Source organism: Dulcicalothrix desertica PCC 7102 (assembly GCF_003991905.1).
GTDB lineage: Bacteria > Cyanobacteriota > Cyanobacteriia > Cyanobacteriales > Nostocaceae > Dulcicalothrix > Dulcicalothrix desertica.
In genome coordinates this window covers 14,729-27,867 of record NZ_RSCL01000008.1, presented here as the reverse complement: position 1 = coordinate 27,867, position 13,139 = coordinate 14,729, and the positions used below count along the sequence as shown (strand labels likewise).

Annotated in this window: 10 protein-coding genes; 3 read left to right on the top strand and 7 right to left on the bottom strand. The window is 37.9% G+C overall.

Translation table 11 applies throughout. From position 1 onward, the window contains the following. Positions 1 to 54 precede the first annotated feature (54 nt). Positions 55 to 1,689, bottom strand: a complete 1,635-nt coding sequence (locus DSM106972_RS17730) for an ArnT family glycosyltransferase (protein ID WP_127081956.1) — start codon at positions 1,687 to 1,689, stop codon at positions 55 to 57. Positions 1,690 to 2,024: 335 nt separating this feature from the next. Between DSM106972_RS17730 and DSM106972_RS17725 the strand changes: the two genes are divergently transcribed. Next, positions 2,025 to 3,575: a hypothetical protein gene (locus tag DSM106972_RS17725; RefSeq protein WP_127081955.1), complete on the top strand. Its 1,551-nt coding sequence runs from the start codon at positions 2,025 to 2,027 to the stop codon at positions 3,573 to 3,575. 48 nt (positions 3,576 to 3,623) lie between these two features. Here DSM106972_RS17725 and DSM106972_RS17720 read toward each other — a convergent pair whose 3' ends face one another. The 5 genes from DSM106972_RS17720 to DSM106972_RS17700 form a co-directional block, all read right to left on the bottom strand. Then, positions 3,624 to 4,595, bottom strand: a complete 972-nt coding sequence (locus DSM106972_RS17720; protein ID WP_127081954.1) for an RpnC/YadD family protein — start codon at positions 4,593 to 4,595, stop codon at positions 3,624 to 3,626. A 193-nt stretch (positions 4,596 to 4,788) separates the two neighbouring features. Continuing rightward, positions 4,789 to 6,909, bottom strand: coding sequence for a catalase (locus DSM106972_RS17715; RefSeq protein ID WP_127081953.1), 2,121 nt, complete (start codon positions 6,907 to 6,909; stop codon positions 4,789 to 4,791). A gap of 317 nt (positions 6,910 to 7,226) precedes the next feature. Further along, positions 7,227 to 8,186, bottom strand: a complete 960-nt coding sequence (locus DSM106972_RS17710; protein ID WP_127081952.1) for a septal ring lytic transglycosylase RlpA family protein — start codon at positions 8,184 to 8,186, stop codon at positions 7,227 to 7,229. A gap of 251 nt (positions 8,187 to 8,437) precedes the next feature. Continuing rightward, positions 8,438 to 9,757, bottom strand: a complete 1,320-nt coding sequence (locus tag DSM106972_RS17705) for a tetratricopeptide repeat protein (RefSeq protein WP_127081951.1) — start codon at positions 9,755 to 9,757, stop codon at positions 8,438 to 8,440. Between the two features lie 258 nt (positions 9,758 to 10,015). Next, entirely contained in the window at positions 10,016 to 10,705 is a 690-nt protein-coding gene (locus DSM106972_RS17700; protein ID WP_127081950.1) for a LuxR C-terminal-related transcriptional regulator, read from the bottom strand. Between the two features lie 107 nt (positions 10,706 to 10,812). Here DSM106972_RS17700 and DSM106972_RS17695 point away from each other — a divergent pair, with 107 nt between their 5' ends. Both DSM106972_RS17695 and DSM106972_RS17690 read left to right on the top strand, forming a co-directional pair. Then, positions 10,813 to 11,466, top strand: a complete 654-nt coding sequence (locus tag DSM106972_RS17695; protein ID WP_127081949.1) for a DUF3386 domain-containing protein — start codon at positions 10,813 to 10,815, stop codon at positions 11,464 to 11,466. 253 nt (positions 11,467 to 11,719) lie between these two features. After that, the gene (locus DSM106972_RS17690; protein WP_233787117.1) at positions 11,720 to 12,688 is read left to right on the top strand and encodes an endonuclease/exonuclease/phosphatase family protein; all 969 of its coding nucleotides are present in this window, start codon (positions 11,720 to 11,722) and stop codon (positions 12,686 to 12,688) included. Between the two features lie 4 nt (positions 12,689 to 12,692). Here DSM106972_RS17690 and DSM106972_RS17685 read toward each other — a convergent pair whose 3' ends face one another. After that, positions 12,693 to 13,085, bottom strand: a complete 393-nt coding sequence (locus DSM106972_RS17685; RefSeq protein ID WP_127081948.1) for a GFA family protein — start codon at positions 13,083 to 13,085, stop codon at positions 12,693 to 12,695. Positions 13,086 to 13,139: the final 54 nt, after the last annotated feature.

Below are 13,139 nucleotides of genomic sequence, written 5' to 3'. Positions count from 1 at the left end.
CCGCACTTATTATTTTGAAATTGATAATTGATTTTATCTAGCAATAACGCAATCTTAAATTCTACTAGTACTTTTAGTAATTAGTACAAATACTTGATTGCCAGCTTTAGTGCGCGCAACAATTTCTGCAGCATCTAGCTTGAGTTTTGCTTTGTCAGATTCTTCGAGTAATACGTATGGTTGTCCATTTTGGCGCCAATATTGTTCAATCACGTTTGGCTGATTAGTGGCAGGTATAACCCTATTACTGTAAAAATCGAGTGATGGACGATGGTAAGGTGAAAAACTGTAAATTTTGCCTGTAGGATTTACTGCGCGTTGAATCATTTGGGCAACTGGTTTAACTGGATAGTTTTCATTGAGTTCCCACACCCAGTAATTGGATTTTACAAATAACAGCAGCGAAATATAAGTTCCCCAAAGTAATACCTTTAAAAATTGTGCGTCACCTCTCTCTGTTAGAATGGCGCCCAATGCCATAGTACCTGCGACTGCGGCAAATATTAACTGTAAGTCGGGGTGTACTGGTTTTGCAAAGCTGTAATAAATACTGCCGACCGTTGCAACAACAGCAAGAATACCTAAACCTGTTCCCCAAAGACGTGGATAGGATGAGAACAAAGGTGTACTTTCAATTTCAGCAGCCTTGGCGCCGAGAGCAAGCGCTAAACTTGGATAAATAGGAAAAACGTACCAAGGCAGCTTTGTAGTCATTATAGAAATAGCAACTAAATATAAGCAACTCCATACAAGTACTAGTTTTGCCCAACTGAGGTTACGATTTTGCCAAGTCAAGCGAAAACTTGCGAATAAGAATAATAACCAAGGATGAGTATATTTAACAATTTCTAATGGATAGTACCAAATTGGTTGTGAATGTCCTTCTACAGGTTGCCAAATACGACTTAGCGACTGGTCAACCATACCAACGTTAGTAAAAGTATTGCCGTAGTGAAGCCATTGAGCAGCGTACCATAACCCTACAGGTAAACAGCCAATTATAATGCCCACCCACATATAAACGCTGGTTATTAGTCGGGGAGTGTCCCAAAATAAAAAGGCAAATGCAATTGCTGCAAATAAAACTCCTAGTATTCCCTTAGTTAGACAAATTAACCCCAACCCAATGCCAACTCCAAGACAATAGCGAAGATTTCGACGTGAACGCAGCAAGCACAACATCATCACCAAAAAGAAACATACCGAGGCGCCGTCTAACATTGCTAAACGTCCATGCCGCACTACTGGTAGCATAGTGACATAAATTAGAGCGCTGTAAATAGCAGCTGTACGTTGATGGAATATCTCACGCCCAATAAAATACAGTAATGGTACTGAAACAGCGGTTAAAACTGCACCAGGCAAACGCGCCGTCCACTCATGCACTCCCCACAACGAATAGCAACTAGCAATAAGTATATGTATCAAAGGCGGTTTATTATGATACGGTACACCTCCTAAAGTTGGATAAAGCCAACGTAATGAATTAAATGGCGCCTCAGATATTTCACGCGCAACTTGTGCTACCGTACCCTCGTCCCAGTCCCGTAACGGCAAGTCACCCAAATCAATAGTAAAAATGATTACTGCTGCTAATAGCAATAAAATTACCCATATCGAGTCTGGTCGTTTTGAAACCGTGCGGTACTTTTTCTCTAGACGACCCCAAATGAAGTTTACGAATGGCATAGTGTAGGATATTTATTTTGCATGAGAATTTAGTGATTTACAACAGACGGTTTAATGCAAGAGTTGGTTGCCACCCTCGCAACCAGCGTTGTGGATTGCCAAGCTTTAATTTATCTCAACTTTGCTTGATTGGAAAAAACGCGCTTTGACAATCTGTGAATTTTCTTTTAAATTTGTGTCACGTTCTAGGAGCTTAAAAATAATCATTAAAGGAGTAAGACAATTTTATATTATTTAATCGTTATTTGGTGATACTTACACTAATTTTAACGTAAAGTTACGTAAAATGTAGGGTAGCTTCGCCCTGCTTACTAATGATGAGGAGTGAAAAATATATGAATTTACCATTTATCTTAGATGTCTCAATAGGGCTAATATTTATATATTTGATATTAAGTTTATTGGCATCAGAAATTCAAGAGTTACTTGCAACAGTTTTTCAATGGCGTGCTGAACATTTAAGAAAATCAATTGAAGTATTATTGACGGGTAATGCCCAAGATGCAGAACAAGCACGAATTTTAGAGCTTGCCAATCAAATTTATGCGAATCCGTTAATACAAAGCATTAATCAACAAGCAAAAGGCATCCTTGTTAATATACCACGTCGTTTGACTTGGACAATGGCAAGTACTTATCGTTCAATGACAAATATTCAATCTGACAAGAAACAAACTGTATTTAATAACGAAAAAGTTGGTGATAGTAGGCATAGTGGGCCATCATATATTCCTTCAGACGTATTTGCAACGAGTTTAATTGAAACATTAGAAATTCCAACTATTGAACAGTCACTTTCAAGCACGCGGTTAGACAATTTTAAAAATCAGCGTTTAGCGGAAATTGAGAATGTAGTTTTTAAATTACAAGAGCAAGTAGGAGAAAACGAGGAAAACGAAGATTTTTTTAATTTTTTGTATCAAAGTTACTCAGAAATACAAGCTGATTTTGAACAGGTTGTTTGGAATTTTCAACAAAATAAATTTGACTTGAATAATAGTATTGGTAGCATGATTGCTAGTTTTGATAGATTTATTGAGTCATTAAAAGTAAATTCACCTCTCCCACAAGAAAGATTATCAAACTCATTGCAGCAATTGCAATTTTTAAAAAATAATTCAATGCCATCGGTTGAAAATACAATTTCACGAACAGGTTTAAAACCAAATGTTCGAGAAATAGCTCAAGCAATTAAACGTGGAACTGATGTATATCAGGAACTGACTTCAGCGCTTCAAGACAAAGATAATCAGGTATTGCAAAGAATGGAGAAGATAATTGATAGATTACCTCCATCAATAGCTGATAATATTAAGGATTTAGCAGAACGCGCAGAGCTTAATATTAATAATACTCAACAAGGTGTAAATGCATTACGCCAAGAAATAGAACACAATTTTGATAACTCGATGGAACGTGCGTCAGGTGTATACAAGCGTAATGCAAAAGGTGTAGCTTTATTACTTGGCTTAATTATTGCAGCGGCAACTAACGCAGATGCTTTTTATATGATAAGTCGATTATCAAAAGATTCGGCATTGCGCGACACTATTACACAAAATGCCGGACAAATTGTGTTACAAAATCGTAATCAGTTAGGATACGTTGATATTAATACATTAAGAAGTCAAACCGACGAAGCATTAAATCAAATTGCTTTACCTATTGGTTGGGGTGATGCAAACCTAGAAAGACAACTTTCGTGGACAAGCAAACAGCGTAGACCATTTCCAATATGGAGAATTATTACTTTAATGCCTGGTTGGATAATAAGTGGAATTGCAATTGCAATGGGGGCGCCGTTCTGGTTTGATTTATTAGGTAAAGCAGTAAACGTCAGAAACACCGGCAGACCACCAGCATCAACAGTGAGAACTGAAGAATAAAATAAAAGTAGGGTGGGCAGTGCCCACCATACGAAACAATAAGGTTTTTTAGTTTTGCATAGCGAATCTAGCTATTAATTCTTCGCGAGATAATTGCAATAAAATAGGAGTAAATTCAGATGGAGATAGTGTTAAGACAGATGGAATAATTGCTTGGAGTTCTGGGTCTAACGAACCAAAGCGGACAGTTAGCAAGTTTTCTATAACCTGGCGCCGCTCTTGCTCCTTACCAATCTCCTTACCAATCTCCTTACCAATCTCCTTACCAATCTCCTTACCAATCTCCTTACCAATCTCCTTACCGCGCTCTACAGTTTCTTGTTCCCACTCTAAGTAAGCTTGTGATAAGTTCATCATTATTTCTTCCCTATCTTCAATATCGTCAATCTCTGTGCTTACTTCCATGTTAATCTTCCAAGTATAGAGTAGGTTTAAAATTTTGGAACGCTTGGGGTTTCCTTTTGGTAAAGCGACTACCTCATCGGCAGCTTGTTTTTGTATTAAGCCTTTACCCAAAATTCTCAACCAAAGCGTTTCAGGGGTACGTGGTAATCTATTAATCGCGACAATTCGAGTTAGAAGTGTTTTTCTTGAGAAATATATACCGTCTGGCCAAGAAGAGTCTCTGTAAACAGGAAAATCATATAACGCCTCATCCGAACAGGTGCTTGTGATAATCCATAAGCGTGGAAGCTCATCGTAAGATAGCTTATCCTCATCTCGTTTTGCTTCACGTCGCAGTTCAGCCTCTAAATGGACTAACTTGCCGAGACAACTACGAATTTCTTCATCTGCGGGTTGATTGCGAAATGGCTCTAACAAACAGGGAGTTTGAGCAATTCGGGCTAAAATACCCAAATCTGACAAAATCTCAGCGCTAGGTTGAATTGATGGAATAAACCAAATATCAACGAATTTTGGCTCACCAGGAATTTCTTCACTGATTTTCACTTCGCCTAAAGGTGATAAACATTCTTTAAAAAACTGCTTTGAGAATTGGTCGAAAGGATTTTTCGTCATTGAACTTGTAGAGATACAGAGCCTGGTTTTTTGTCACCTAGTTTTTATTCTCTAACCAGTTAAATATAATAATATACTTGGTTAATAAATCTTGAGATGAACATTGGCTATATTTCTATTTATACAAGTTATATAAAAAGAAAATTCCCGATTTCAAGAGAAATCGGAAATATAAATCATCTAAGTATGCTTTCTAAGCAGGTATCATTTGCTTAGTTTCTTTTTTCTCTTCTCTTATCCAGTGACGGTGCTGTGCAATAGCTTTTACAAAGTCTTGGACAATTTGTTTGACATCAGATGCATTACGGCTAGTAATAACACCTTTGTCTGATACTGATTTTTCTGCGTCAGCTAGTTTTATATCCTTGATGTTAGCTGCTGCAATTAAATCTACACCTTCGCCAGTTGCAGCTATGGCTTTACAATGTTTGAATGCTGAGTAAATAAATTCGCTTACATCATTATCCATTTTGAGAGTTGCTATGCTTTTCTCTCCACCAGGAATGTAAATAGCATCAAACATTACAGAAGCACTAGTAAGGAAAGTTCTTTCTACGTCAATTTCTTTACCGTCTGTTCCCTTTATCTTACCGCCAAACTTGGAGACAATTCTTGTTAAGGCGCCTTCAGCTTCAAGAGCTTTTTTTATAACCATTAATTGAGCGGCATCAACACCATCAGCAGCTAAAACGGCAATTTGACGAGTTTTAATTGAGTCTTTAGGCTGATTTTCCATGCTCAAAGCAGGAGAACTCTTACCATGATTAGGAATTAGTTCTTTGGCAGGCGCCTCTAAACCTAATCCTGCGGCAACTAAAGTAGCAAACTCATGGTCAATGTGGTTAAATAAACCAACTACACGTTCTTTGACCTCTTTGTTCATCACCTTGCCTAACTCGAAGTGGGCAGCTTTAACTAAATGCTCTTTCTCAGCTTTCGACATACTATTTAAAAATAGTGTTGCTTGCGAGAAATGGTCGCTAAAGCTTTCGCTACGTTCGCGAACTTTTCTACCACCTAACTTTTCAGCGTAATGTACAAAGGCGCCCATATTTTCGGGTGATGCCATTGGACAACCACCACCGAGTGAATTGGGAGAGTAGTTTACCTTGGAAGTGTAGATATTGTATTGCGAGAAGCCATCACGTTGGTCGTTATGAACCGGACACACAGGTCTATTGATGGGCAAACTTTCAAAGTTAGCTGTTCCTAAACGATGTCTTTGTGTATCTGGGTAGGCAAATATCCGACCTTGTAATAATGGGTCATCAGAAAAATCAATTCCTGGTACTACATTTGTAGGTTGGAATGCGACTTGCTCGGTTTCGGCAAAGAAGTTATCGGGGACGCGGTTGAGTACCATTTTACCTATTGGTTTAATGGGTACTAACTCTTCGGGAATTATTTTTGTTGAGTCGAGGATATCGAAGTCAAATTTAAATTCGTCTTCTTCTTCAACAATTTGCACACCAAGCTCATACTCTGGATAATCACCCATTTCAATAGCTTCTAACAAATCGCGACGGTGGAAGTCAGGGTCTTTACCACCTAATGTTTGAATTTCATCGAACACCATTGAATGTATACCGAGCAATGGTTTCCAATGGAATTTAACGAACCGCGCTTTACCTTGTTCGTTGACAAAGCGAAATGTGTGAATACCGAAACCCTGCATCATTCGATAACTGCGAGGGATGGTACGGTCGGATAATACCCACATTATCATGTGCATCGATTCTGGCATCAATGACACAAAATCCCAAAAGTTATCGTGTGCCGTCGAAGCTTGGGGCATTTCGTTATGAGGTTCAGGCTTAACTGCGTGAATTAAGTCTGGAAACTTCATCGCATCTTGAATAAAGAAGACGGGGATATTATTTCCTACCAAGTCATAGTTTCCATCTTCTGTGTAAAACTTAACGGCAAATCCACGTACATCACGTACTGCATCCGCCGAACCCCGGAACCCAGCCACAGTTGAGAACCGCACAAAAACAGGAGTTTTTACTGAAGGGTCTTGAAGGAACTTTGCCTTTGTTAATTCTTTAAGTGATTCGTATGGTTGAAAATAACCGTGGGCGCCAACACCACGAGCATGAACAACGCGCTCAGGAATCCGCTCGCGGTTAAAGTGAGCATTTTTCTCTAGTAAATGAAAATCTTCGAGCAGGCTTGGACCGCGTGTACCTGTTTTGAGTGAGTCATTGGTATTATTGACTTTTACGCCTTCGTTAGTCGTTAATAATTCTCCTGGCTCTTTGCGGAACTGTTCTAAATCCTGATTTTTGCTTTGTTCGTTGGTATGTTCGCTCATAGAATCTTTGTTCACTAGTCCGTTTACGAATCAAGGTATAAATACAGTGTTTTGCAACCAGCAAACAAACAGCTTTTACCATCCCAGCAAGCATCCATTCCACGCACAGGATAATAAAAGCGTTTTTGTAGGGTTTGTAAATTGTTTGTGTCGCTATTTATATATTCAAACTTTAAAATTCGGGCGCCATCAGCCACCAGGAGTAGTTGTTTTGAACTGTAGCTATATAAAAAGGCTGAGATTTTGTTTAATAAAAAAATAAACAGGCAAGGATGCCTGTTCCACAAGATTGATGATTTAATTTTGAAAATGTTTTATTAATCTAGAACTTCTACTTTTACTGATGCGATACCGCTGCTAATCATACCCAGTTGTTTTGCGGCGCCGAGTGAAACGTCAATGATGCGACCACGGATGAATGGACCACGGTCATTTATTCTTACTATTACAGAACGACCATTCCAATTATTAGTAACACGAACGCGGGTACCAAAAGGTAGAGTGCGATGTGCTGCTGTTAAGTCCTGAGGATTGAATCTTTCGCCATTTGCGGTACGAGTTGAATCTCCATAGCCGTAATAAGAAGCTGTACCACTCTTTGTTGCTGTGACTCTAGCATTTGTAGTTTGCTGTGGCTTTTTAGCTACGGGCTGTTGCTTAGTTACTTGTGGCTTTTTAGCTATAGGTTGTTGCTTAGTTGCTTGTGGCTTTTTAGCTGTGGGTTGCTGTGGTTGGGTCTTTTCTTGTCGCGCAATGGTTGGTTGATTTAAAGGTTGGGCGCCACCAAGAAGTCTTCGTAAACGATTAGTAGCTTGTAATGTGTCTTGGGCTAAATTATTAGTTGTGTCTGGTAATATTGTGCTAGCATCAATTTTTATTAGTTCTTCACCGTTGACTTTGATGCTTTGTCCGTCTTTTGTCCAACTAGCTGTAATTTGATTTGCGTCAACATTAGAAGCGACTAATTGATTAATTTTGGCTGCAATTGTATTTGCTCTTTCAACGGGATTTGTTTCTTCACCAACAAAAGTTAATACAGGAATACTGCGAACGTATAAGGTTGCTGCTTGACGACCTGCGATTTGGTGTGCGTGGACTTGAGTAACTGTAGTAGGTGTACCTGGTTTTGCGGTTGCAGATGATTCTCCTGTTGTTGTATCACCCGACGGTGGCAATTGGGGAGAGGTTTTTTTAGCCGTTGTAGCACTAGCAACCGAGGGTATTCCTAAAACAGTAGTTGATAAAGCAACAACTGACCACAGCTTAGTATTATTCATCTGTTCGGTTTTTTTGATAATAGGGAACTAAGGCAAGATTTAAAACTCCAACGTGGTCAATTTATCAAAATCAAATCACTGTTTCCAAGTGATGTACATCACAATATTTCCTTTTTTTGGTAATATTATTTTTATTTTCTTGCTAAATAATCGTTTTTAGTAGCCCTGTATACAAAAAAGCCAGATTTTTATCTACCTTAAGATATACTTAATGTGATTTATATAACTATATGTACATGCGTTAACAGTGTTTATTTTGGTAAACATGTCTGAAGATTATTTAACCTCTCAACGGCTTGGTTGCTTTCATTTTTTTTGCCAAGCTGTGTGTATATGTCTACCGCGCGTTGATAATCTTGGATAGCATTTTGCTTATTGCCTAAAGTACAATTTACGACTGCGCGATTTATATGAGCAACAGCCGACTTGGAAGAAATACCAATTGCTTTTGTATAATCGGCAATAGCAGCTTGGTAATTTTTGAGGTAAGAGTGAGCGTTGCCACGTTCAATATAGGCATCAATATTTTGCGGGTCTAACTTAATAGCACTAGTATAAATTTTAACTGAGTCTTGATAGGCGCCTTGTTCAAACTTAGTTTGTGCCTGTGTTAATAATCTTTCATATGACTTAGCGTTAGATGCTCTAATAAAAATCACTACTGTTGCAGCCGTAAAAACTAAAATCCAGATTAAAGCAGTTTGATTTACATACTTAGAGTTTCTTGTCAATGCAGCTAAAATCTTTGAAGTTTTAGCTGTGAGAGTTTTTTGTTCAAACAAAGCAATATCATCTGGCTGTAAACATAAAAATTTTTGAAGAGACTGTAACTTTTGACGGTCTTGTTCTGTAATACCTTTTTTACTGCGTTTAAAATAATCTAATTCTTTTTTATACTGTATTAATTTTTGCTTGTATTCACGTTGAGCTTGGGCAGTTACTTCCTGCTGTACTAAGTCGGCATCTTGATTTTTTATACCCAAGTAATTCTTTATATCGTTTAAATTATTTAAAGCTTTCGCTCGCAGTGGATATTCTTGAACGATTGCGGCGCCGTAACTATATCTATATTCTTGTAAACGCTGCTGATATTTTTTTATTTCTACTACAGTTGCTTCGATACCTTGAGATATATCAGCTAAAGCAGCATCAGGATTTTGCCAACTCTTGACAGGCATACCATTTTTTGGTAGAGGAGCAATATTACCCAATAGCTTCTGCCATCCCTGAACTTGATATAAAAGTATAGGTATAGCAACAACCTCACCAAGAAAATGCTTTTCTTGTAATTTGGCGATTTCACTATTCCAGTCAATTCGATTTTGAATCAAACCTAAAAAATCCGAACTAATTAGTAATACGATTACATCAGCAGTTTGCAAATGGTAAGAATTCTCATAATCTTCATATGTGTTTTCACTGTGATGCTGATACCAAACCATCACAACATCCAATTCTTCCAATCTCATCAAGTGTTTTTCTAACACAATTCTTAATTGCTCATCTTGATAAGAAGGAGAATAAGCGAAAAAAATTTTGATAGGTTTAGCCGACTCTGGTAGTAAAAACATAACTATAAATCCAAGTAGAACTTCACCCAGGCAAAGTAAATCATCCAGCTACTAACTGTATGATTTCAGCTATATACTGCTACTTGACATTTAGCAAAAACCCTAATTTAAATCAATAGGGTAAGTAGCTATTAATACTTAAATATTTAAAAAATAATGGCGCCTTACTTATACCTAACTCTTCAAGTTATATTATTAACATAAAAATTGTATAAGTTATATCGAAATCACCTTGTGTTATAAAAAATAAACTAGTTATTAGCTAGCTTTTGACGGTAAAATTTCTTGTAACCTAGCGACCATTTCCGCACGCGCACTGACTTCAAGTTTACGGAACATTCGCTTTAATGCTTGTTTAACAGAGTTTTGTGTAATCCAAAGTTTTTCTCCAATTTCAGCATTAGTCAAACCGCGTGCTACTAGTTCGGCAATTTCTAATTCACGTGGAGTTAAGAGACTCGAAGCAGTAATATTAGAAGATGGTTTAGTTGCTCGCAAGCTAGCTAGTTTTGCTGATAAATGTAGGCATAATGCGCTTAAATCAGCTAAATCATTGGCTGTAAAAGCGGGGTTTCCTTTGGCGCGCGCTAAATTTAATGTTCCCACAAGGCGCCCGTCAGCAACAATTGGACCACTCATAACATGGGCATGGTCATCGCGCGAACAAAATTGTTTCCAGTCACCAGCAGGTAGTATTAATTGTTCATGTGCTGGTGCGTGACGTTCGACAACATATTTACCAACAGGATTTCCCCGCAAGCAAACTTCAGGGATGTCGGGAAAACCTTGAGAATTTACTTTTACTTCGGGTTGCTCATCTAAAAGATAAATACCCCAGCGTTGTACATCAAAATGTTCGCCGACCGTTTCCATGACAGCAAGTTGGAGTTGTTGTTCGGTTTGGGCAAAAGCTATTGCATCAAATACGGTGTGGAGGGAATTTGGCATAAGTGTACCCAGTTGGGGTCTAGGCGGACTGACTCGATTACTTCTATCCTAATAAATAACAGAAGCAACTAAAAACAAGCATACATAACAGTTTATAGGAGAAGTACATGACAGCCACACAAGTATCAGCCAGAGAGCTTTTCCGCGCTGCCTACGAAAACCGTTACACCTGGGACAAAGATTTTCCTGGTTATACAGCTGATATTACTTATAAGTACGACGGTAAAGAGTATACAGGTAAAGTTACCATTGGCTCGAATATGAAGGCAGAAGTGTTGGGTGTCGAAGACGAAGAGGCACAAAAAGCTATTCACGGTCAAGCATGGGAAATTGCCGTTCACCGCGTCCGTCGCACTTTTGAACAAACCCACGGCGAAAATACCTTTACTTATGGCGCCACAGATGAAGATGGTGCAGTAGAACTTTTAATGGGTGGCAAAGCAACAGGTGACAAATACAAAGTTCGTAACAACGAAGTTAGCTTAGTTCACCGTCACATTCATAACGTAGTTGTCACCATCAACACCTTCAGCAGCCATGATACAGGTGAAGGATATCTTTCCCACACCTACGACTCGATATACCATGACCCTCAAACAGGCGAACAAAAAGGTGGCAAGAGCTTTTTCGTTGACGAGTATGAGAAAGTAGGCAAATACTTTGTTCTCAACCGTCGTGAAATTACAACCGAAGTTGACGGCAAACCCTCAGTTCAAGAGTTTATCTTCTCCAACATCCAATTACTAGAACCTACTGCTTAAGTACAACAATCTTGTACAACAATCTTGTACAACAGTCTTGTACAACAGTCTTGTGGAACGGGCATCCCTGCCCGTCTCATAACACAACATACTTAAAATCCTGACTTCTTCAAGAAGCCGGGATTTTTATTTTTTCCGTAATCTAATTATCTCAATTTGAAGTTTGTTAAAAGTAAAGTAGTATAAATTTTTATATATGTAACAGGCAGGGATGCCTGTTCCACAAGAGTGTTCCACAAAATTGATAAATTATATGCTTAAAATTATAATATTAGTTACACTATGTATTTTGGGATTATTATCACTTTTAAACTATTTTGCTTGGTCTTATCCTCTAGAACTATTAACACACTTTCGCGTTCAATATTTTGTTGCAGCGTTAATTATTACTGGAATTTTATTAATTTTACAGCAAAAACGTATTATAAAAAACAAAGCTATTATTTTTATTGCCGTAGCAATAGTTAGTTTAAATTTAGCTGAAATACTACCTTGGTATCTACCTAACTCACAAAAAGTGAGTAACAACGAATCTCCTCAAATTAAAATAGAAAGTTTTAACGTCAACGTCGAAAATCAAGAATATACTACTGCTATCGATGTAGTTCGCAAAGATAAACCTGATGTTGCTTTATTTATAGAAGTTCACGATACTTGGTTTAATAACTTAAAAATAGGTTTAAAAGATATTTTTCCTTACTCGTTCCGTAGTCCTGGTGGTGGACTAGCTGTTTTTAGCCGTATACCACTTGAAGGCTCGCACGGTGTTAATTTAGATGAAGTAGGTCATCATTTAGTAACAAACTTTAATGTAAATGGAAAAACTGTTCATTTTATTGGCACACATCCAATGGTACCAGTTAAACCCAAGACTTTTCATCGTCGTAACCGTCAACTAGCCGCTTTAGAAAAATATATAAATCAACAGCAAAACCCTGTAATCATAGCAGGTGACTTTAATGTAAGTCCTTGGTCGCCATATTATCGAAAATTTATTAAAAAAACAAATTTACATAATACACGCTTGGGTTTTGGTATTTTACCAAGCTGGCCTCGTCCAGCTACACATGTCAAAATACCTAGCTGGTTAATACCATTGGTAAACATTCCTATTGACCATTGTTTAGTGAGTAAAGACTTTGGGGTGGTGAATACCCGCATTAGTCAAAATGGAAATTCAGACCATGCAGCAATTGTAGTAAGTTTGGTATTGCGTTCTTAGATTTTTATGATTCTTTCAATTTGTGAATATTTGCTTCCCAGTTTTTTCCATCGAACGGCACTATTTCAAAGTTGTTTATCACGTCTCCGTCTAAACACCGCGCGTTTACGTCTATACAGTCTGGGTGGCTGCGAGGTATGTAAAATGAGTGGATACCGCAGTTACTACAAAATTTATGCTTTGCTGTTTGTGTATTAAATGTATATGTTTGTAATTTTTCTTCTCCTTGTAGTAATGTAAATTTATCTTTTGTAACAATTAGATGTAGAAAGCCTTTCTTACTGCAAATTGAACAGTTACAGTCGTCTAGTTTGTGGTTTTCTACTGTGACTTGGAAGCGGACGGCGCCGCAATGGCATCCACCTTGATATGTTATTGTTTGGTTGGTTGTTGGCATAATGATTTAAGAAAATTGAACCGCAAAGTACGCTGCATTACGCAAAGGAAGAGG